Below are 20,066 nucleotides of genomic sequence, written 5' to 3'. Positions count from 1 at the left end.
CGAGCCTGGCGAAGACCCGATTGAAGGTGTCATGGGAGGGTATACCGGTGTGGAGGTCCAGGAAGCTTGAGAGCCAATCCCGTTTGAGTTCCCCAAAATCCTCCATGTCATAGAAGCTGTCTGCATCGCTGAGCACAGCACACAGGGCAATGACGATCACGTTGATGAGGGGTTGATTGAGCCCTCGGTTTGTCCGGGGATCAGGGAGCTCAGAGAAGTGCTGGACTGCGAGTTTCAGTTGCTCGGGGTTCATGTCTTACCTTAACCCCTTCGCGACGTGCGTCACCCCTGGACAATTGGGTTGGCAGAAGGCGGAAAGCAGAAGGCAGAAGGCTTTTTGAGGGCTTGGCAAGCCTCGCCCATTTGCCGAGGGCCGAGGGCCGAGAGCATCGGGGTATACGTGTCAGAAATGGTCAAGGGAAATTGTAGGGGCGCAGCGTGCTGCGCCCTGCATCGCTTTAGCCAAAGCCTTTTTTGCCTTCTGCTTTCTGCTGCCTTCTGCTGCTTTTTGCCCTCGGCTCTCGGCCCTCAGCCCTCGGCTTCTCCTCTAAACCATTCCCGCAATCTCTGCCCTCACCCGATCCACCACCATCGGATCAAGGTCCAGTGTGACCTGAATTCTGGAAACCTGCAAAACCTGCTGTGCGTTAGCAGCGTAATTCAAGGTCAACACATTGTTCTGGAGGTCAAACCCTTCGATGCCACCTTCAAAAACCGCACCAGAGGTTAGAACGGTGGAATACCCTTTGCCTTCCAGAGGCCTCTGGAGTTCAAACGTGTGCTGGGGATTTTCTGCATTGTCTGCAAAAGCAATCACAAAAGTGTCGGAGTCTTCCAGTTCTCCAACAAAGCAGGCGGTGGCGACAAAAGACAGTTCATTCATGAGGTTATCGTATCAACTCTGGTCGGCAAGATGGACACGGAAGCAAGAAACCCAGAATGGATTCAGTACAATACTCGCATGCTTTCCCGAGACCAACTGATTCAGGCCGCAGAAACCTACGGCACCCCCCTTTACGTTTACGATGCCCGAGTGCTGGACCGCCAGATCCAGCGGGCCATGCAAGCTTTCGATGGGGCCAGAATCTTTTTCGCCATGAAAGCCAACTCCAATTTGCACATCGTTCGCAGAATGAATGGGCATGGGTTGGGCTTCGAGGTGGTGTCTTACGGGGAGTTGCAAAAGGCCCTGTATGCCGGGGTTCCCGGCGAGAACATTCTGGTGAATGGACCGGCCAAAACCCCTGAAGAGTACCGACTCGGGCAGGAGGTGGGGGCCACCTTCATTCTGGACCGTCTGGGTGAAGCACATCTTTTGCAACCCGGCGCAAAGGTGATTGTCCGGGTGAATCCCGAGCTGCATGTATCCACCCACTCGCACCTTGCCACCGGAGAAGCCACCTCCAAGTTTGGGATTCCTCTGGGGCATGCAGCAGAAGCTCTGGAAGAGGCCCGTCAGGCCGGATTGCACGTGCGGGGTTTGCACCTCCACATCGGGAGTGCCATTCAGAACCCTGAAGATTTCCGCGAGGCCTTCGAGAAAGTCGCCCACCTGTCCGATGAAGTGGGCCATCTGGAAGTGCTGGATGTGGGGGGCGGATGGGGTCTGAATGCCGATCTGGAAGGCATCGCCAAGATTGCATTTGAAGCTGCAAAATCTTTTGGCGCAGAACTCTGGGTGGAACCGGGACGCTTTCTGGTTTCCGAAAGTGGAACCCTGCTGACCCGAGTGGTGGGCACCAAAGAAACCGCCCGCAAGTTTGTCCTGCTGGATGCTGGCATGACCGAAATCCTGCGCCCGATGCTCTATGGGGCACAGCACCCCCTCAATCCCCTGTGGGACCATGAGCAAAAAGACCGCTTCGATCTGGCTGGACCTGCCTGTGAAAGTGGCGACCTGCTGGCCAGAGACGTGGAATTGCCCCTCCCCACCAGCGGAGACCTGCTGGCTCTGGAACAGGCTGGGGCTTATGGGGCCGTGATGTCCAGCACCTACCTGACCCGGCCCAGACCCGCTGAAGTGCTGTGGGATGGTGAATTCAAGGTGATCCGGGCCAGAGAAAGATTGGAACGCCTCTGGGAACTGGAAGAAAACCTCATTTGATCAACAACAAAGAACCGCATCTTGAGATGCGGTTCTTTGCCAAAACCCTCAGCGCACACCCCACCGGGGGTTGTGATCCGTCTCAGACTTCAGAGGTGGGAAGACATACAATCCTGCTGAAGGAGGGCCTATTCTTTCACTTGATACACGCCTTGAGCCAGACGACTCCCCAAGCACTTCACCTTCTTGTCCAAGACACAAAGCCTGCACATTTACAATGTCACCAGCAAGAAAATCAGGAGTCATGGTGCTGACCACTTCATTCACAGGTGCTGTGTAGGTGTACTGCTGACCGCGTATGGAGAAAGTGGCTTTCAACCCACCTGGGCAAGGCTTTAGACTTTCCGTGATGGTGTGGTTCATGTATATCCCTCTGGCAAAGAGCTCTCCAGGTTGGAGCCGTATCACCTGATCACACCCTGCCAAAAGCAAAACAAAGAGCAGCATACGCTTTTTCATTCAAAATCTCCTTTTGAAAAAGATGTTTTTATTTTAGCACCTGAACATGCTCGGCCAACTTTTGCCAGTGCTCCAGATTGAAATGGGAATCGGCCAGAGGACTGGTGGAGGGCAGCACGAACACCTCTGCACCTTCAAATTTCTCGGGCTGCAAGCCAAAGGTCAGTTTTTTCTTTTGCAGACCTTCCTGTGCAGCCCGTTTGCTGGTGAAGGCAATCATTTTGGGTTGGTGTGTGCGGATTTTTTCGCGAAGTTCATCGGGGGTGAAGCCTTCCTCTGGGAGCACCGAGTCAATGCCCGAGTGCCTTTTGCACACATCGGTCAGGCCGATGCCCAGTTCAGGCAGGCTGCGAAATTCCTGAGGGTCCATCTTTCGGGGGGTCAGGCCCACCTGATGCAGGACCCTCCAGAATTTGTTTTGCGGGTTGGCGTAATATGCACCAGCAGCAGCAGAGGTCTTGCTCGGGGCTGTGCCACAAAAGACCAGTTTCAGACCGGGCTGCAGCACATCCGGGACAATGTATTCGTCAGGGTTGGAGGAAATGGAAAGGTCAGACATGGTGACAGGTTAACCTGCAAGCCAGAAACGTGCAGGGAGAAATCCACCAGAAGGGGTTCGTGGATGCTCTGGGATCAATCGTCGAAGCGTTCTTCTTTGAAAGGATCTCCGCGCATGTGGTATCCGTTGCGTTCCCAGAAACCGGGCTGGTCGATGCTGAGAAATTCAAACCCAGAGACCCACTTGGCGCTTTTCCAGAAGTACAGGTGCGGCACCACCAGTCTGAGGGGGCCTCCGTGGTCTTTTTCCAGAGGCTTGCCGTCAAAGGTGTGGGCCAGCAGGTTCAGGTCGCGGTTGAAGTCATCCATCAGCAGGTTGGTGGTGTATCCCCCATAGCAGTGGACCATCACAGCGGTGGCCGCAGGGTCCAGTTTCAGGTGTTGCATCAGGGTGGGAATGCTGACGCCCGTCCAGGTGGTGTCCAGTTTGCTCCAATGGGTGACGCAGTGGATGTCGTAGGTGTGGGTGGTCTGGGGCAGGTCCATGAGTTCATGCCATGTGAAGATGCGGGATTCTGCCAGTCCAGAGATGCGGATTTCGATGTTCTCGGGCTTGAGGGTGGGCACAGGGCCATAAGTCAGCACCGGAAAACGTTCGGTGAGGGACTGGCCCGGAGGCACCCTTGAGTTGTCGCCTGAAGGTTTTTTGAAGAATTTACCAAGCATTGATGAACCTCCTCTGGAAGACCACATCTTTGACACTCAAACATGAGAAAGATGCGACCCATGCCCCAAAAATGAAGGTGTGGGGATGTGTTTATAGGGTAAGCGTCTTGACCATTTGCATAGGTAGCCATGCTTACCCTGTGACAGAGGACCTGTCATTTCGCTGATGTATTTGGATACAATGGATTTATCGGGTCGATAGGACACCCATGACCCGGATTGGACTTTGCCCCAGCATCAGGCAAAGGAGGAGGTGAGCATGTTCGCCAGCAACACTGCGACGCAAGAAATCGAAGAGGCCAAGCGGCAGGCACTGCTCAACAACATATTGGCCACTCTGCGTGGGGAGGACAATCACTTGATTCCCTTCGAGTGGGTACGCTTCTTGAACCCGCGTGGAGAACATTATATCGGAACCCAAACCATTTTGGTAGATCAAATCATCGGCTCTGTCGACAGATACGACGAGTTCGACCAACACTTTTTGCCCCTGACCCACCACCTCGATGAACGCTGGGTGGCCATCCGCAAAGCCCAGATCGAAGGAAAAGAACTCCCGGCCATTCAGGTCTACAAAGTCGGAGACGGTTACTTCGTCAAAGACGGCAACCACCGGGTCAGTGTGGCCAAAAGCACCCACCAGAAGTACATCGACGCCGAAGTGATCGAGCTTGATGTGAACGTCACCCCACAACCCGGCGAATCCCTCAAAGACATGATCATCCGTTCTGAACGGGTGGAGTTTTACAAACACACCCGTCTGGACGAACTGCGCCCCGAGCACGCCGAAATTGACTTCAGCACCCCCGGACGTTACGACATCCTGCTGGAACACATCCGCACCCGACAGTACTACCTCGGGATCCAGGAACAGCGGGACATCAGCTGGGATGAAGCGGTCATCTCCTGGTACGACAAGCTGTACTGGCATGTGGTCCGCAACCTGCGCCGCCACAACGTGATGACCAAGTTCCCCGGACGCACCGAAGCCGACATGTACCTGTGGGTGATGGACCACCGCTACTTCCTGACCGAGCAACTCGGGCACGACGTGGGCAGCGAATACGCCACCCTGAATTTCAAAGACCACTTCAGGCCCCACTGGTGGGAAAGGCTCGGGCAAAGGATGCAACTTTTGCGCCGAAAAATTGTCCCTCCTCCCCAGATCTGAAGACCAAGCCAAGACCCCCGAGAAAACCCGGGGGTCTTTTGATGCTGGGTTTTGCAGGGTTGCTTTACCTTGCAGGTCCAACGGCAAACACCGCTTGCCATGGACGGTAATTGCTGCTGATGGTGTCCTTGCGGGCACCTTTGCTGTCCACGATGGTGCGGGTGATTTGCACGTTGTACCCATCCACAGCCCAATCCACCTGTTTCATCTGACCGGGGGCCAAAGAAGCGTCATAAATGGTTTTGGAAGGTGGGTGGGGTGTGCGGGACAGGATGGTGGCATCCGAAACCGTCACTTTGCGTTTGGGTGGGATGCCGTACAGGTTCACCGTCAGGGTGCCTTTGTCCAGATCGGTGATGGTGCGGATCAGGATGGGTGCTCCTGTGTCGTTTTTCATTTTGAGGTCCACGCCGGGTTGGTAAACGGCAGCCTCGAAACCCATTTGAGGGGCATACCACTTCACCCAGTAGGCGTGCTGGTTGCGCTCCACGATGGGCAGACCAGCTTTGTACATGCTGCGGAAGGTGGTGGTGGACACCTGACACACCCCTCCACCGATGCCTTCAACCGTGCGGCCTCCACTGATCACCAGAGCACCCACGTACCCATTGGCAGGTGAGATGTCACCGATGGCATCGTTGAAGCTGAAAACCTCGTCCGGGGCGATCACATGACCATCCAGAGCGGATGCAGCCACCTTGACGTTGGTGGACCGTTCCCGACTGGAACCTTTGAAAGTGCTGCTTCCAGAGGAAATCAATTTGAGGTTCTTGGGATCGGGCAAATCGGCAAGGGTCAGGGTGGGGTCCTGAACCTTGAGCGGCACCTCCACCTGAATCATTTCCGGCTTCAGGACCATGTCAGAGAGGGCTTTGGTGGCGGCTTTGGTGTCCACGCTGTAACCCGTTTTCTCTGGAACGGTCTTGATCTGGTTTTTGACAAACCGGAAACTGGCATTTTGCGGGGCCTGACCGATCAAACCGTTGAGCTTTTTGACCGCACGGGCGATGCCCTCGGGGTCAAGTTCCAGTTTGTCTGTGCGCACCCAGAACAGGTCTGCCACCGTGTTGACGCCCAGTGTGCCTGTGCGCTCTTTTCCTGCAGGAGTGATGCCCACCACCGTGATGGGACGCAACACCAGATTGGCCTGATCCACCAGAGGCTTCAGGCTTTCTTTTGTCACCGCTGCACGCATGGTTTTGACTGGAATTTCAAGGCTGGTCAGGGCAGGATTGCCGCTGTAGGTGTTGAGGACCGCCTGCACATCGGCAGCCTGACCGGGTTTGTCGGCCTGAATCACATACTTGCCATTGCTGAAAATGGCTTTGGCAGGCACGGGTTTTCCGTCCAGCGTTCTGGACCACTTCTCAAGCTGCTGCTTCAGGGCGTCCTGATTGATGGTCACCACCCAGTCCACGCTCTGAACGTCTTTCTTCCATCCCCAGCGGTACTGGACTTTCTCGAAAGCGGTGCGCTCCTGTCCTTTTTCAAAAGCCAGACGGGCGGTTTCTTGGTGGTCCAGAGACCAGCCCAGTTGCGTGGCAGGCACCGTGAAGGTTTTGTCTGCCATTTTGACCGTCACCGTTGGGGCTTTGAGGGGTGCAGCTTTGAGGGCTGCGATGGCCTCGGTGAGGGTTTTTTCACTCAGGTCCAGGTTTCCCACCTGGATTTTCTTCTCAATCCGTTCCGAGTCCTGAATGGAGTAAGCCCACACCAGAGGGGTGGCCACCACCAGAGCAACAGGAACGAGATACATCAAGGGTCGTTTCATCCGAATCACAGTGTAACAAGACCGTACAGTTTTGTTGGTAAGCAAAATCAAATATTTGTTCAGATGAGCCCTTTAAACAAGGCTTGCAGTGAGCGTTTTCCCGAAAGGACTTCAGGAAGTTGGCTTTCGGCATCCTTCAGTTTGCGGTGCGCCCAGTCTTCCAGCAAAATCCGGAGTTCAAACTTCAATCGGTTCAGTCTGCGCTGTTTCAATCCCTCTGCTCCAAGGTGCTCACGGTGCTTCCTGAGGGCATCCAGCAGCTCTGGAATCCCTTGCCCTTTCTGGGCACTGGTCTTCACGGCTGGAGGCATCCAGTCCAGCATCGCCCCGAGGGTCAGGGTGGCATGCAGCTCACGCACCACCCGGTCTGCACCGGGAAGATCGCTTTTGTTCACCACGAACACATCTGCAATCTCCATGACCCCAGCTTTGAAGGCCTGAACGGCATCCCCCTGATTGGGCGTCAGGACCAGCACGGTGTGATCGGCAATGCTGGCAATGTCCACCTCGCTCTGGCCCACCCCCACCGTTTCAATCAGGATCACATCAAACCCAAAAGCCTCCAGAGCCGAAAGCACTTGCAGGGTTTTGCTGGACACCCCTCCCAGAGCCCCTCTGGACGCAAGGCTGCGGATGAACACCCCTTCATCCAGCGCATGCCTGCCCATGCGGATCCGGTCGCCCAGAATGGCCCCTCCAGTGAAAGGACTGCTCGGGTCCACGGCAATCACAGCCACCTTCAGACCCTGTTCACGGTAAGCCTGAATGATCTGGTCGGTGAGGGTGCTTTTTCCACTTCCAGGACTGCCCGTGATGCCAATGACCGTGGCTTTGCGGGGCAAAAGTTGCAAGTCCTCTGGAAATTCCCCTCCGGCCTCCAAAAGTGTGATGGTGCGGGCGAGGGCACGGGGATCGCCCTTCTTGAAACGTTCTGTCAGCATGGCTGACCCAAGATAACATGTTGAGCCATCAGCAATCAGGAGTCAGCCATCAGCGAACAGGGTAAGCGCAAAGTCACGGTCAGGCCATGCCAACACCAAGAGCCATCAGCCGTCAGCGATCAGCAGTCAGGAACAAGGACAGTTTTCTGGCTGCCTGTTGAACGGAAAGTCTGAGTGGCTTTCCTTTTGTGGCTTTTTGCTTTGCTGTTTGCAAAAGCCTCAAGGTGAGCTTTTTGCTGAACGCTGATGGCTGATCGCTGAACGCTTTTTCAAGTGACATGCCAAAAGTCAGACTTTGCGCTTACCCTGCATCAGCGAACAGCATCAAACACCACCCCCCTGATCCATGAAAGCAAGCAAAAATCCCACTTGTTTCTCTGCCCAATGCTCAAAAAAGCCCGCTGGGTTTTGACCCAGCAGGCTTGCAGGTGTGCTTGGTTTTGTGTGCAGGAGAGAAAGCCACTTTCCCTGATTGCTGAAAGCTGACCGCTGATGGCCTTACGGCACCTGCACGTCTTCGTCTTCCAGAGACAGGTCTTCCAGATGGGCGGCATCGTTGAAACTCAAGAGCCTGCCCCCTCCAGAGTGCAGCACAAACCGGGTGATGCTGGTGTTGTCGATGGACAGTCTTGCCCACACATCGCGCAACGCTCCACCCAGAGCAAGGCTGACCGCCACGCGCACCACTCCGCCGTGGGTGACCACCATGACGCGGCCTCCGCGGTGACGGTCCCTCAGGTCGAAAAAGGACTGACTGACCCGGTCGTACAGGTCTGCCATGCTTTCACCGCCGGGACGACGGGTGTTCCAAGGGTCCTGATTGAGGGCCTCCAGATAGCTTTTGTGGTGGGTTTCGATGTCGGGAAGGTACAGACCGCCCAGCTCACCCACGTCAATTTCACGGAGGCGCAAGTCGGTCTGGATTTCCGGTTGGCCGTGCAGCACAGCAGCCATCCCTCTGGCAGTGTCCATGGAACGGGAAAGGTCGCTGGAGTAAATCGCATCCACCTTGACCCCTTCCAGACGCTCTGCCAGAGCCTGCACCTGCAACTTACCGTGTTCTGAAAGGGGAACATCGGTGTGGCCCTGGTAACGCCGGATGGCATTCCAAGTGGTTTCAGCGTGTCGAACCACCCAGAATTCCGTGAGTTCGCTGTCTTCACGGAATCCGGTGGGTGGAGGTGGAACTTTTTTGGTCACCGGGTCACCAGTTCAATGCCTTCGCCCTGCACCATCTCACCGATGCGGTAAGGGGTTTCTCCAGCTTCACGCAGGATTTGCATGGCGAGGTCAAATTCAGAGATGGAAACCATGAACACATAACCCACACCCATGTTCAGGGCACGGTGCGCTTCGATGGTCTCAATTTGCCCTTGTTCCACAATCTTCTGGAACAAGGGGGGAACATCCCATGAACCTTCGTAAACTCTGGCCCCAAGGCCCTCAGGGAACACTCTGGGGGGATTCTCGATGAGGCCACCACCGGTGATGTGGGCCATGCCTTTGATGTTGATGCCCCCTTCTTTCAAGGCACGGTAGGCCAGCACGTATTCACGGTGGGGTTTGAGCAGGGCTTCTGCGTAAGTTTCGCCATTCAAGAAGTCTCTGGGAACGAAAAGGTCTTCGTTTTCCAGCACTTTGCGGGCCAGACTGAAACCGTTGGTGTGGAGACCGGTGCTGGGCAGACCGATCAAGACATCCCCTTCTGCAAGGGTGCTGCCATCCACGAGGTCTTTGCGGTCCAGCACGCCCACGATGGTGCCCACCAGATCCAGTTCACCTTCAAGGTACACACCGGGCATTTCGGCGGTTTCGCCGCCGAGCAGGGCTGCGCCCACACGCTCACAGGCCTGAGCTGCGCCCTTCACCACTGTGGCAACGGTCTCTGGGACCAGTTTGCCTGTGGCCACGTAGTCCAGAAAGAACAGGGGACGTGCGCCTTGCACCAGAATGTCATTGACGCAGTGGTTCACGATGTCCATGCCCAGCGTGTCAAACTTCTGGGCGGCCACCGCCACCTTGGTCTTGGTCCCGACCCCGTCGGTGGAGGCCACCAGCACGGGTTCTTCCATGTCTTTGAAGTTCAGGGCCGAAAACAGCCCACCGAAAGAGCCCACGCCCGCCAGCACCTGAGGGGTGTAGGTGCGTTTCACGGCATCTTTCATCAGTTCCACAGCGCGGTTTCCGGCGTCAATGTCCACACCAGCGCTCTTGTAATCTATCGACATCTTTTCCTCCAGAGGAGCCTGAGTCCGCAGGCACTCTGGTTATTGTAACCTCTCAGACGTTTTTTGGGCGAGGGATGTTTAAGCCATGCTGGGTCAGGTGGGATGTCCACCCCAATGCATCAGGAAGTGGTGGAGAACGCAGAATGCAGAAAGCAGAAGGCAAAAAACGCATCAAACGTTGATTTCAAATCAGGCTTGATGGGAACATGAACCCTCTGCGGGCTTTCAATGTTTCTGAATCCATGGGATCCGTGCCGGTTCACTTCACAAAGCTTCACATCATGGACCGATACAATGACCGACATGAAGCGTTTGCTTGCTGTGTTTCTGCTCCTCTCCTCTGCTGCTCTGGCTGCAGGTCTGGATGCCCGCGTCAATCAGGCTGCAGTGGGCATGTTCGATTCGCGTCTGTCCTCCAGGGTCAAAGTGCCCGACAAACGCAAAAAAGTGATCTGGACGAAAGGCCTCCCCGAGCTGAACAGCAAATATGCCGAGGTGACCTACGACCCTGAAGCCCGCAGCCAGACGTATTTTGTTTTCCTGAAAGGCTTCAGCGGAACCCTGAGAGACCTGGCTCCCAAAACCCTACAGAAAGGCACCTTCAAAAACACTCCGGTCTTGCAGATCTCTGGGGGGATGCTGGATGGCAGTCTTTTGCTGCTCCAAAAAGGCACGGTCAAAATTTACTCCAGCATTTACGTGTTCCGCTTTGAACCCGACTTGATGAAGTTTTTGAAGTAGGCTGGCACAGTTTACAGTGAACAGTTCACAGCAGAAATCGTCCAGCAGGGGTTCTGTCACGGGCGAGGCGTGCCTCGCCCGTACGTAGGGACAACATTCTTCTTCGCCCCAAGAAGCACCTTATCGACCTGACAACGCCGACCAAATCGGCTTGAGTGGCGTGGGTCGTCGCCCTCTGGCTTGACCTTGCAAGCCCTCAGCACTCGGCCCCTTCTGCCTACTGCCTTCTTCTTGACCCCAAGATGCGCCTCCGAAGCGGTTCGGTTGGCGCGGCGTCGCTGCCTTCTGCCCTTCCAATAAGCCACCTCACCGATAGACCCCCACCACCACAGCCATGTTAGGATACCCGCGTGCCTGACATTGACCTTCTGACCGTGCTGTCTTACGGCATCCCTCTGGCCTTTCTGGCTGGCCTCATCGACGCCATTGCTGGAGGAGGCGGGGTCATCACGCTTCCCACGCTGTTTTTCATGGGTCTGCCACCGGGCCAGGTGGTGGCCACCAACAAACTGCTGGCCATTTTCGGGAGTGCCAGTTCCACCTACCAATACTTCAGAAAGGGAAAAATCGAACTGAAATTGGTGTGGAGGCTTGCGATCATTGCTTTGCTGGGAAGCGCTCTGGGGGCTCAACTGGTGCTGGGCTTCAAAGATCAAGATGCTTTCCGGTTGATCATTGCGGGATTGGTGATACTGGTGGGCATTCTGGTGGTGACAAACAAACGCATGGGACTGGAAAACCATTACGAAGGGCTGACCAAAAGAACCCTCATCATTGGTGGGCTGGGTTCTCTGGTGATCGGGATGTATGACGGTTTTTTTGGACCCGGAACCGGAACCTTTTTGATGTTCCTGTTTGTGCGTTACCTGAAGTTTGATTTCGTGGTGGGCAGCGGAAATGCGCGTTTCATCAACTTCATCACCAATCTGGGGGCTTTCATCACCTTCCTGATCAGTGGGAAAATGGTGTGGATGATTGGCCTGCCCATGGGGGTGGCCAATGCCCTGGGTGCCACCCTGGGTGCCCGACTGGCCATCTTGAAAGGAAGCACTTTCGTCAAGGTGATTTACCTATTGATTGTACTTCTGGTCGTGGCAAGACTGCTTTTCGTAGCATAATTAATCCCTACATATGCGAGGTATCCCTGTGATTGACCATCCCGAGTACACCCTGGAAGCCGAAGAGGCCATCAATGTTTTGCTGGACAGCCACAACAAGCAGGCAGACATTGCCCCTTTTGAGGTTCCTCAACTTGCCATCGTCACCTGCATGGATTACCGCATAAATTTGCGTCTTCCCGGCAATTTTGCTTTTGTGCTGCGCACAGGCGGAGCCAACACCCTGCCCATTGAGCCTTATCTGGCCTTCAGTGTGGCCCGCACAGGCATTCACGGTGTTGCCATCATTGGACACACGGATTGCGCCATGCAGCATCCCAATCCTTATGTCGTGGAAGAACTTCCCGCCAGCGAGGAAGTCAAACGGGATTACCGCAGCCAGATTGCTTCTCTGGCCATTCTGGACGCCCCCGAGTACACCCGCAGGGAAGCCAGAAGGTTGGCCCAGCGTCTGGGGTTGCCAGTCATTCCTTTGCTGTACCACGTGGAAGACCACAAAATCACCCGACTCTGATTCGGGGTGCAAAGATCCAAAAACCAGAGGGAGACCTTCAAAGGCCTCCCTGCTTTCTTGTGGTGTCCTGAAACCTCAGGCTTGCTCGGGTGAACCTTCTCCCAGCAACCCCACCGTCCAGAGGCCAAGCAGGACCTCCTGAGCAGTGCTTTGCAGACCGTCTGCTGCCTGTGGGTTGGTGGGCAAATCTTGCAGGGCCATCAAGAGGGGGTCTCCGTCCAGAGGACCTGTTGCAGATGCAGGAATCCCCAGCACTTTTCCTGCTTCACAGAGGGCAAGGAAGGTGTGCAGGGCCACCTGGTCTTGTGTTTGGATGTCCTGCCCCATTGCCTCGGTGGCCATCTGCCAGGCGTCCCGAGGATCTTGCAAATCGGGGAACAGTTCCACAGCGAGAATGGCGATGTCACCGTACTGACTCACGAAAGTACCTCCAGCGTTTTGCGAATCCGTTCCTCTAATGTACCCGTTAACAGGGTCCAAGGGATAGTCATTTGTTGAAGCAGTTCCAAATACCATTGGTGTTGCTGCACACGGAATGCCTCTCCGGCCCTTGTTCCGTCCTGCACAAAAGGAAAATCTGGAGCGCACAGAAACACAAAGTCATATGGTCGGTGCCTGAGGGCAGACAACTCTGGGTCGGCTTTCCCGAAATAAAAATGGCTGTACATCCAGGTGGTCAGGGGCGAGGTGTCCACAAACAGGAATTCTGTGGCTTGCCCAGCCAGCGTTTCTTCTTGCTGGATGTGGGTGTGCGCGATTTTCAGCATGTCCTCAAAAGAGAGATGCCCTCCCTGCTCCTCCCAGAGGGTCCGGCCATACTCAGGCACATGGAGGGTCCCCATTTTTTCGGCCATGAGGGCAGAGAGGGTGCTTTTTCCGGTGGATTCTCCGCCCAGAAAGCACACCCGTTTCACGAAATCGCCGTAGACCTCTGGGGCCAGAAAAGCTTTGTGGGCATGGGGATCCTGCCGAATTTGTGTTCCAGAGATGGGCACCTGAAGGCGTTGCAGGTCCACCATCACGTGCTCCACAGGCTGCTGTGGGGCAGAGAGGGCAAAGTACCGGGTCAACTCCTCTGCAAAACCATCGCCATAGTCTTCACTGGTGAACACCGCGTCCAGAGGAATTCGGGCCAGATGCTTCCACAGAAAGCCACAGAACCTGCGGTGCAGCACCGCATCATCGGTGTTGAGGGGCAACTCCACCTGTCCCAGATGGGCGAAATGCGCCCTCAAGAACTCTGGGGTGATCACATACACCTTGCACTGCGGGTAAAGCCGATCCAGCCACCTCTGGCGTTTTTCGGGTTCGCATCCGGGCAACTCGGGGTTGGAGTAACTGAACAGGACCACCTGTTCGCTCTGCTGCAAGGCTGTCTCAATCAGCCACTGGTGGCCTTTGTGCAGAGGGGCAAATTTGCCCACCACCAGAGCTGTTTTAAACCGCTTCACGGGGTTGTTTTCTCCAGAGTTGCCACCAGACGTACTGGCTGTAAATGGCATTGAACAGGAACAGCACATAGACCCCCGAGGTAAACGACCACCCTTTGGAAGCGTACAGCGGAACAGCCACGATGTTCACCACAATCCAGAACAACCAGTTTTCCAACTTGCGGTTCATCAGGAGCAGTTGGGCAATGATGCTCCCTGAGAGCACAATCGAATCAATGAACGGGTAGTAGGCGTCCGTAAACGTGTGCAGCAAAGCACCATACCCGAGGGTGATCAGGGCACCTGCCACAAAAAAGGCCAACAGGTGGGTTCTAGAGACTCTGGAGATGGGCAACTCCTTGCGACCCTTTCCGCCGTTCATCCATGCATACCATCCGTAAATGCTCGTGAACACAAAAAACACTTGCAACGTCACATCGGCGTACAGCTTGCCCTCGAAGAACAGAATGCCAAAAAGCACCACGGCGATGATCCCAGTCCACCAAGTGTGCACACTGTTGCGACCGGCCAACCACACCGCAATCAGGTTAAAAACGTTGGCTGAAAGCTCCAGGGTTGACGTGGCTTTCAGGCCTGCCCAGAATTGCGCAAACCACTCGATCATGCTCCCACCCGAGAAATTTTGAATTGATGCATCCTGACGAGTATATCAGGAGGCCCATCTTTCATTTGCATGTTTTCTGACCTGCCCCAGAACCCCTTCATCAACTGTAAGCAGAAAGATGGCTGAAAACACTCCCTCATCTACACTGAAAACATGGAGCAGTACACTTTTGATTTGAAAAACATCTTTCTGGGCAAAGACCTTCCTCCCCTGTTCTTTCTGGAGATCATTTTCAGAACTGTGGTGATGTACCTCTACACCCTGTTTTTGATCCGCATGCTGGGAAAAAGAGGAGTCAGGCAACTCACCTTCTTTGAGTTTGCCCTGATCATCGCTCTGGGCTCTGCCGTGGGGGATGTGATGTTCTACCCGGATGTGCCCCTCTTGCACGGCATGGCGGTCATCACTGTGGTTTCGATCATGCAGTATGCCTTTTCTGTGATCACAGAGAAAAACCGCAAAATCGAACGGGTTCTGGAAAGCGTCCCCACCCGCATGATCTGCGATGGGAAACTGGACCTTGAGGCCATGCACAAAGAACGCATGTCCCAGAACGAGGTGTACTCGTGGTTGCGCGACCACGACATCAACCACCTTGGGGAAGTGCACCGGGCCTATCTGGAACCCTCGGGCAGCCTGAGCGTGATCAAGTTTTCAAAAAAGAAAATCCGCCCCGGCCTCCTCTTGATTCCCAGAGAAGACCCGGATTTCACCGCCTACGATCAGGACGCCCCAGAATCTGGCCTTTATGCCTGCTGGGATTGTGGCAATGTGATCGAGCAGGAGCAGGGAAAAAGGCTGGAAACCTGCGAGTGTGGCTCCAAAGTCTGGACCATTGCTGCTGAGGGGGATTAAACCCCCCGTGCTTGTTGCACTTGCAGAGCTCCCTTGACGAGGAGGGAAAAAAATCCTCCCCCTCAGTAGGGGGAGGAAAGCGAGTGAAACGAGCGAGGAGGGGGTTTACCCTTTCACCACAATGTTCACCAGTCGGCCGGGAACATAGATTTCTTTGACCAGAGGTTTGCCTTCAATGAATTTGGCGACGTTCTCGATGGATTTGGCGGCTGCAAAGACTTCTTCCTGAGAGGCCCCACTCTTGATGGTGGTCTTGCCACGCAGTTTGCCGTTGACCTGCACCACCACTTCGATCTCATCTTTGACCAGAGCCTGAGGATCGTACGCGGGCCAGCTCTGGACGTGCACGGAGTCGGTGTGGCCGGTTTCAGACCAGATTTCTTCTGCGATGTAAGGCACGAAGGGCGCGAGCATCCGGTTGAAGATGTTCAGGGTCTCGGTCCAGACTGCGGTCTGAGACACCGGGCTGCGCTTGGCCTTCACGAGGGTGTTGGTCAGTTCCATCATGGCTGCAATGCAGGTGTTGAAACTGAAACGCTCAAGGTCGTCCGTGACGCGTTTGAGGGCAGCATGAAGGGCATAGCGAAGGTCAGACTCGGAAATGTTCTCCTCGGGGCCATCGGCAGCATCAAAGTAGAGGCTCCAGATGCGGTTCAGCCACTTGTGGGGTCCTTGAATGCCTTGTGAGGACCAAGGGCCGCCTGCCTCCCAAGGGGCAAGGAACATCAGGAAAGCGCGCACGGTGTCTGCACCGTACTCTGCCACAAGGTCGTCAGGGTCAATGACGTTCCCTCTGCTTTTGCTCATCTTCTCGTTGTCTTCCCCGAGGATGATCCCCTGATTGCGCAGCACCTTGAAGGGCTCACTGACGTTGGTGAGGCCCATGTCACGCATGGCTTTGGTCCAGAAACGGCTGTAGAGCAGGTGGAGGATGGCGTGCTCGATGCCTCCGGTGTACACGTCTGGCGTGAAGTTGGCGAACTCTGGCTTAAAGGGTGCATCATGCACGTCGTGGCTCAGGTAGCGGTACATGTACCAACTGGAGTCCACGAAGGTGTCCATGGTGTCGGTTTCGCGGGTGGCGACCCCTCCACAGCAAGGGCAGGTGGTGGTGCGCCAGTCTTCCATGAGGGTCAGGGGGCTCTGACCGGTGGGCTGGAACTGCACGTTGTCCGGGAGGCGCACGGGGAGTTCAGACTCTGGGACAGGCTGGATGCCGCACTTCTCGCAGTAGACCATCGGGATGGGGGTGCCCCAGTAACGCTGGCGTGAAATCAGCCAGTCCCGGAGGCGGTAGGTGGTCTTGGCCCGGACCCCAAATTCTGCGAGTTTTTCAATGACCGCAGCGATGTGCTCTTTGCCACCCTGCATGCCGTTCAGCAAGCCCGAGTTCACAATGACACCCTCGCCAGAGTAAGGCTCGGTGGCATCAAAGGCCATTTCGGTTTCGCCACGGATGACTTCTTTGATGGAGAGGTCAAACTTGCGGGCAAATTCAAAGTCGCGGGTGTCGTGGGCAGGCACCGCCATGATGGAGCCTGTGCCATAGGTCACCAGCACGTAATCGGCAATCCAGATGGGGAGTTTTTCACCGGTGACCGGGTGGGTGGCGTAAGATCCGGTCCAGACCCCGGTCTTTTCGCGGCCCTCGGCCTGGCGGTCAATCTCGCTCATTTTGGCTGCGGTTTGGATGTACTGCTGCACGGCTTGCTGCTGCTCTGGGGTGGTGAGGGCCTTCACAAAGGCATGCTCGGGGGCCAGCACCAGGAAAGTGGCACCCATGAGGGTGTCCGGACGGGTGGAGAACACCGTCACGGTTCCAGCATCGGTGGCGAAGTCAATTTCTGCACCCACCGATTTGCCAATCCAGTTGTGCTGCATCAGGCGCACCCGTTCTGGCATGTCGGTGCTGCCGAAATCGAGGAGCTCATCGGCATAATCGGTGATCTTGTAGAACCACTGCTCGAGTTGCTTCTGAACCACTTCGGTGCCACAACGCTCGCATTTGCCGTTCACCACTTGCTCGTTGGCCAGCACGGTGTTGCAGCTCGGGCACCAGTTCACAAAGCCGTTCTTCTTGTAGACCAGTCCGCGTTTGTAGAACTGGATGAAGAACCACTGGTTCCACTTGTAGTACTCGGGATCGCAGGTGGCAAATTGCTTGCTCCAGTCGATCATGGTGCCCATGCGCTTGAACTGTCCGGTCATGTACTCGATGTTGGAGTAGGTCCACTTGGCCGGATCGATGCCCCGCTTGATCGCGGCATTTTCAGCAGGAAGACCGAACGCGTCGAAACCCATGGGGAACAGCACATTGTGCCCTTTCATGCGCATGAAGCGTGCACGGGCATCTGGCACAGCAAACGCATACCAGTGACCGATGTGCAGGTTCCCAGAGGGGTAAGGGAACATGGTCAGGGCGTAGTGGTTCTGGCGGTTCTCGTCGTATTTGAAGGTGTAGAGGTCGCTCTCCTCCCAGGTTTTGCGCCAGCGGGGTTCGATGGAGTGCGGATTGTATTTTTCACTTCTGGGCATGGAAAAACTCCTTTTGTGCAACTCTGGGTGATGCTTCGTGTGAGTGGGACGCTTTTGTGCAGGCAAAAAAACACCCCAGCCATGCAGACTGGGGGAAACGCACGTTAGATTCTTCTAGCGCCGTCTCCCCCGTTGTAGTAGCAGGATGTTGTTCATGGTTTCCATTTTACACGGGTAGGAGGGGACGTTCAAGGAAAAAGCCAAAAGTGCACAACCAGAGCACGTCCCACGCATCAGGAGATGAGAGAAATTCACAGTTGTCAGTGAACAGCAAGATTCGTCCCGCAGCATTTAGAAATAAAGAACCTCTCCAGCATACAGATCTCAAAGAGGGTCAAGCCGTTTGACCATGAAGAGGGTTGATGCCCCTCGCACCTGTCTGGGAGATCACAGTCTGCTGTGAACTGTGAACTGTCTCCTGTAAACTGACTCCAGATGCAACTCTGGGCGCTTGTCACCTTCTGTCTGGCCACCGTGCTCCTGATTCCTTTTGAAAGCTGGATCTGGGGAGGTCTGGCCTTTGCAGCTTCTGTCAGCCTGACCCTGCTGACCCGAGATCCCACCTTCCAGAGGCGCATGCTGGTGTTGCTGGGGTGCATTTTGATGCTGGCTCTGGCACCCATCAGCACCGAAACCTCGAATCTCAAGTTTCTGACGCTGGGTCTGCCCTTTCTGGCCGTGATAGCACTTCCTCCTTTGCTGCTCAGAAAAAGCGATCCCGGACTGCTGCAATTCAGGATGTTTCCAGAGAAATTCAGCAAGCTGGAATTTGCTTACACGGTGCTCTCGATTCCTCTGGCGTATTTTGCGTTTCAGTTGTATTTCACGATCAGTCCAGAGGTGCCTTTCAACTGGAAATTGCCTCCTGAACCCGACAACGAATCCCTGCTGAGGCTCTTCACGGGCATCAATCTGGTGGGCATCTGGGACGAGCTTTTCTTTGTGAACACCTCTTTTGCAATCCTGCGGTCCCTGTTTCCGTTCTGGAAAGCCAACTGGGCCCAGAGTGTGGTGTATGTGTCGGTGCTTTTTGACATGGCTTTCACAGGTTATGGCCCTCTGTTTGTGTTGTTTCTGGCGGTCACGCAGGGCATCATGTTTGAGCGCAGCAAAGCCCTGATTTACGTGCTGGCCGTGCACCTGATCGTGGATTACTTTTTGTTCCAAGCGATTGTGGATGCGTATTATCCCGGATTCAAAACCTGGTGGCATCCCTGATCTCTTCATCCATGAAAACACCAGAGCAAATGTCATAACTTGGAGATGCCCCACCACGTATCCTGAGGCATGATTCAACTGGCAGAAGGTCTGTTGCTCAACCTGTGCATCGTGATCACTGCCACGTACCTGCTGAGCCTCACTTACACGACGTGGCGCACGGAACACAGCCGCAAGCGGATTGTGTTCAGAACGGCCATTGCAGCGTTCAGCTCCATGTTTCTGATGGCCCAAGCCGTTCCACTGAGCAACGGCACCCTGCTGGACCTCAGAACTTTGCCCCTGACATTGATCACCCTCAAATATGGGATGTGGTATGGCCTGCTTGCTGTCCTGATGGTTTTTGTCGGACAGGGACGGTTCTGGACACACTTCACCAGCGAAGACATCGCCATCCTGATCTGTTACGCCATCACCTGCATTTACCGTTACTACGCCACCGAAGAATCCGAAGAAGTGCCCTTCAAGTCGTACTTTTATGCCCCTATGGTGATCTTCAGTGGCCTGTTGATTTACACCTTCAATTTGAAAAGCTGGAATTTCAGCATCCTGCCTTCCCTGCTCCTGCTTTATGTCACCAACGTGCTGGGTTTCATTGCCGTGGGAAGCATCATCCACCGCCACCTGAGGTACCTGAAACTGACCGATGGCCTCAAAGAAGAAATCCTGATCGATCCCCTCACTCGGGTCTACAACCGCAGGCAATTTGAGCTGGACAAACCGGGCATGCACTCTGGAGATGCCATCCTGATTTTGGACATCGACGATTTCAAAAAAGTGAATGACACCCACGGCCATGCCACCGGAGATGAAGTGCTGAAAGAACTGGCCCGCCGCTTGATGCTCACCGTGCGCCAGAGTGACCGGGTTTACCGTCTGGGCGGAGAAGAGTTTGCTGTGTACCTGAAAAACTGTCCCTCAGAATACCTGTCCATGATTGCAGGACGCATCAAAGACCGCATTTATGAAGAGCGTTTCGATACAGTGGGCAGGGTCAGCGTCTCTGGAGGTCTGGTGCGCCTGACCCCAGAGGTGGACATCACCGAAGCCTTCCAGCAAGCCGATGCATATCTGTATCAGGCAAAGCGCTCCGGCAAAAACCGCATCATCACCTCGATTTGAGAGGGCTGGA

21 protein-coding genes are annotated in these 20,066 nt (G+C 55.1%); 8 read left to right on the top strand and 13 right to left on the bottom strand.

All coding sequences use genetic code 11. From position 1 onward, the window contains the following. Both Q371_RS08610 and Q371_RS08605 read right to left on the bottom strand, forming a co-directional pair. On the bottom strand, positions 1-253 hold a 253-nt coding region (locus Q371_RS08610; RefSeq protein ID WP_034338899.1), incomplete at its 3' end, for a transposase family protein. A gap of 294 nt (positions 254-547) precedes the next feature. Beyond that, positions 548-883 (bottom strand): Imm10 family immunity protein, encoded by a 336-nt coding sequence (locus tag Q371_RS08605; protein ID WP_034338897.1) that lies wholly within the window; start codon positions 881-883, stop codon positions 548-550. A 78-nt stretch (positions 884-961) separates the two neighbouring features. On the opposite strand from Q371_RS08605, the gene lysA reads away from it, so the two are divergent. Next, positions 962-2,104, top strand: coding sequence for a diaminopimelate decarboxylase (gene lysA, locus Q371_RS08600; protein ID WP_034338895.1), 1,143 nt, complete (start codon positions 962-964; stop codon positions 2,102-2,104). 48 nt (positions 2,105-2,152) lie between these two features. Here lysA and Q371_RS08595 read toward each other — a convergent pair whose 3' ends face one another. From Q371_RS08595 to Q371_RS08585, 3 genes are all read right to left on the bottom strand, one after another. Then, complete coding sequence (locus tag Q371_RS08595) at positions 2,153-2,563, bottom strand: hypothetical protein (RefSeq protein ID WP_034338893.1); 411 nt, start codon at positions 2,561-2,563, stop codon at positions 2,153-2,155. A 28-nt stretch (positions 2,564-2,591) separates the two neighbouring features. Beyond that, the gene (locus Q371_RS08590) at positions 2,592-3,122 is read right to left on the bottom strand and encodes a mismatch-specific DNA-glycosylase (protein ID WP_034338890.1); all 531 of its coding nucleotides are present in this window, start codon (positions 3,120-3,122) and stop codon (positions 2,592-2,594) included. Between the two features lie 74 nt (positions 3,123-3,196). After that, complete coding sequence (locus Q371_RS08585) at positions 3,197-3,787, bottom strand: sulfite oxidase-like oxidoreductase (protein WP_034338887.1); 591 nt, start codon at positions 3,785-3,787, stop codon at positions 3,197-3,199. A gap of 259 nt (positions 3,788-4,046) precedes the next feature. On the opposite strand from Q371_RS08585, the gene Q371_RS08580 reads away from it, so the two are divergent. Further along, the gene (locus tag Q371_RS08580; protein WP_034338885.1) at positions 4,047-4,958 is read left to right on the top strand and encodes a DUF4032 domain-containing protein; all 912 of its coding nucleotides are present in this window, start codon (positions 4,047-4,049) and stop codon (positions 4,956-4,958) included. Between the two features lie 64 nt (positions 4,959-5,022). Here Q371_RS08580 and Q371_RS08575 read toward each other — a convergent pair whose 3' ends face one another. The 4 genes from Q371_RS08575 to purM form a co-directional block, all read right to left on the bottom strand. After that, a complete protein-coding gene (locus tag Q371_RS08575; RefSeq protein ID WP_034338883.1) occupies positions 5,023-6,729 on the bottom strand; it encodes a VanW family protein in 1,707 nt (568 codons plus the stop codon). Between the two features lie 59 nt (positions 6,730-6,788). After that, positions 6,789-7,670: a methylmalonyl Co-A mutase-associated GTPase MeaB gene (meaB, locus tag Q371_RS08570; RefSeq protein ID WP_034338881.1), complete on the bottom strand. Its 882-nt coding sequence runs from the start codon at positions 7,668-7,670 to the stop codon at positions 6,789-6,791. Positions 7,671-8,168: 498 nt separating this feature from the next. Beyond that, positions 8,169-8,870 (bottom strand): histidine phosphatase family protein, encoded by a 702-nt coding sequence (locus Q371_RS08565; protein WP_034338877.1) that lies wholly within the window; start codon positions 8,868-8,870, stop codon positions 8,169-8,171. After that, positions 8,867-9,898, bottom strand: a complete 1,032-nt coding sequence (gene purM, locus Q371_RS08560; RefSeq protein ID WP_034338874.1) for a phosphoribosylformylglycinamidine cyclo-ligase — start codon at positions 9,896-9,898, stop codon at positions 8,867-8,869. The genes Q371_RS08565 and purM overlap by 4 nt, the downstream gene beginning before the upstream one ends. A gap of 303 nt (positions 9,899-10,201) precedes the next feature. On the opposite strand from purM, the gene Q371_RS08555 reads away from it, so the two are divergent. The 3 genes from Q371_RS08555 (at position 10,202) to Q371_RS08545 (ending at position 12,271) form a co-directional block, all read left to right on the top strand. Beyond that, positions 10,202-10,639: a hypothetical protein gene (locus Q371_RS08555; RefSeq protein WP_157442599.1), complete on the top strand. Its 438-nt coding sequence runs from the start codon at positions 10,202-10,204 to the stop codon at positions 10,637-10,639. A 350-nt stretch (positions 10,640-10,989) separates the two neighbouring features. Continuing rightward, a complete protein-coding gene (locus tag Q371_RS08550; RefSeq protein WP_245618288.1) occupies positions 10,990-11,757 on the top strand; it encodes a TSUP family transporter in 768 nt (255 codons plus the stop codon). A 13-nt stretch (positions 11,758-11,770) separates the two neighbouring features. After that, entirely contained in the window at positions 11,771-12,271 is a 501-nt protein-coding gene (locus Q371_RS08545) for a carbonic anhydrase (protein WP_051963790.1), read from the top strand. A 75-nt stretch (positions 12,272-12,346) separates the two neighbouring features. Here the strand turns inward: Q371_RS08545 and Q371_RS08540 are convergent, their stop codons facing one another. Genes Q371_RS08540 through pnuC form a run of 3 tightly spaced genes read right to left on the bottom strand, consistent with a single transcriptional unit; the run spans position 12,347 to position 14,326 of the window. Next, the gene (locus Q371_RS08540; protein WP_034338858.1) at positions 12,347-12,691 is read right to left on the bottom strand and encodes a DUF6979 family protein; all 345 of its coding nucleotides are present in this window, start codon (positions 12,689-12,691) and stop codon (positions 12,347-12,349) included. After that, on the bottom strand, positions 12,688-13,722 hold the full coding sequence (locus Q371_RS08535; protein ID WP_034338855.1) for an AAA family ATPase: 1,035 nt from the start codon (positions 13,720-13,722) through the stop codon (positions 12,688-12,690). The genes Q371_RS08540 and Q371_RS08535 overlap by 4 nt, the downstream gene beginning before the upstream one ends. Continuing rightward, entirely contained in the window at positions 13,709-14,326 is a 618-nt protein-coding gene (pnuC, locus tag Q371_RS08530) for a nicotinamide riboside transporter PnuC (protein WP_051963805.1), read from the bottom strand. The genes Q371_RS08535 and pnuC overlap by 14 nt, the downstream gene beginning before the upstream one ends. 153 nt (positions 14,327-14,479) lie before the next feature. Here pnuC and Q371_RS08525 point away from each other — a divergent pair, with 153 nt between their 5' ends. Next, a complete protein-coding gene (locus tag Q371_RS08525) occupies positions 14,480-15,181 on the top strand; it encodes a DUF421 domain-containing protein (protein WP_051963784.1) in 702 nt (233 codons plus the stop codon). Between the two features lie 105 nt (positions 15,182-15,286). On the opposite strand, the gene leuS is transcribed toward Q371_RS08525, so the two are convergent. After that, positions 15,287-17,716, bottom strand: coding sequence for a leucine--tRNA ligase (gene leuS / locus Q371_RS08520; protein WP_034338853.1), 2,430 nt, complete (start codon positions 17,714-17,716; stop codon positions 15,287-15,289). A gap of 435 nt (positions 17,717-18,151) precedes the next feature. Here leuS and Q371_RS25525 point away from each other — a divergent pair, with 435 nt between their 5' ends. Then, a complete protein-coding gene (locus tag Q371_RS25525; protein WP_051963782.1) occupies positions 18,152-18,934 on the top strand; it encodes a CPBP family glutamic-type intramembrane protease in 783 nt (260 codons plus the stop codon). A gap of 69 nt (positions 18,935-19,003) precedes the next feature. Further along, the gene (locus Q371_RS08510; RefSeq protein ID WP_034338850.1) at positions 19,004-20,056 is read left to right on the top strand and encodes a GGDEF domain-containing protein; all 1,053 of its coding nucleotides are present in this window, start codon (positions 19,004-19,006) and stop codon (positions 20,054-20,056) included. The last annotated feature ends 10 nt before the right edge of the window (positions 20,057-20,066 follow it).

Origin of the sequence: Deinococcus misasensis DSM 22328, assembly GCF_000745915.1 — a bacterium.
GTDB classification, from domain to species: Bacteria; Deinococcota; Deinococci; order Deinococcales; family Deinococcaceae; genus Deinococcus_C; species Deinococcus_C misasensis.
This window is presented reverse-complemented; position numbering and strand designations above follow the sequence as displayed.

Coding starts and splice junctions, on each gene's coding strand:
- Q371_RS08605 (WP_034338897.1), bottom strand. CDS start 883: ATGAATGAACTGTCTTTTGTCGCCACCGCCTGCTTTGTTGGAGAACTG.
- lysA (WP_034338895.1), top strand. CDS start 962: ATGCTTTCCCGAGACCAACTGATTCAGGCCGCAGAAACCTACGGCACC.
- Q371_RS08595 (WP_034338893.1), bottom strand. CDS start 2,563: ATGAAAAAGCGTATGCTGCTCTTTGTTTTGCTTTTGGCAGGGTGTGAT.
- Q371_RS08590 (WP_034338890.1), bottom strand. CDS start 3,122: ATGTCTGACCTTTCCATTTCCTCCAACCCTGACGAATACATTGTCCCG.
- Q371_RS08585 (WP_034338887.1), bottom strand. CDS start 3,787: ATGCTTGGTAAATTCTTCAAAAAACCTTCAGGCGACAACTCAAGGGTG.
- Q371_RS08580 (WP_034338885.1), top strand. CDS start 4,047: ATGTTCGCCAGCAACACTGCGACGCAAGAAATCGAAGAGGCCAAGCGG.
- Q371_RS08575 (WP_034338883.1), bottom strand. CDS start 6,729: ATGAAACGACCCTTGATGTATCTCGTTCCTGTTGCTCTGGTGGTGGCC.
- meaB (WP_034338881.1), bottom strand. CDS start 7,670: ATGCTGACAGAACGTTTCAAGAAGGGCGATCCCCGTGCCCTCGCCCGC.
- purM (WP_034338874.1), bottom strand. CDS start 9,898: ATGTCGATAGATTACAAGAGCGCTGGTGTGGACATTGACGCCGGAAAC.
- Q371_RS08555 (WP_157442599.1), top strand. CDS start 10,202: ATGAAGCGTTTGCTTGCTGTGTTTCTGCTCCTCTCCTCTGCTGCTCTG.
- Q371_RS08545 (WP_051963790.1), top strand. CDS start 11,771: ATGCGAGGTATCCCTGTGATTGACCATCCCGAGTACACCCTGGAAGCC.
- pnuC (WP_051963805.1), bottom strand. CDS start 14,326: ATGATCGAGTGGTTTGCGCAATTCTGGGCAGGCCTGAAAGCCACGTCA.
- Q371_RS08525 (WP_051963784.1), top strand. CDS start 14,480: ATGGAGCAGTACACTTTTGATTTGAAAAACATCTTTCTGGGCAAAGAC.
- leuS (WP_034338853.1), bottom strand. CDS start 17,716: ATGCCCAGAAGTGAAAAATACAATCCGCACTCCATCGAACCCCGCTGG.
- Q371_RS25525 (WP_051963782.1), top strand. CDS start 18,152: ATGCAACTCTGGGCGCTTGTCACCTTCTGTCTGGCCACCGTGCTCCTG.
- Q371_RS08510 (WP_034338850.1), top strand. CDS start 19,004: ATGATTCAACTGGCAGAAGGTCTGTTGCTCAACCTGTGCATCGTGATC.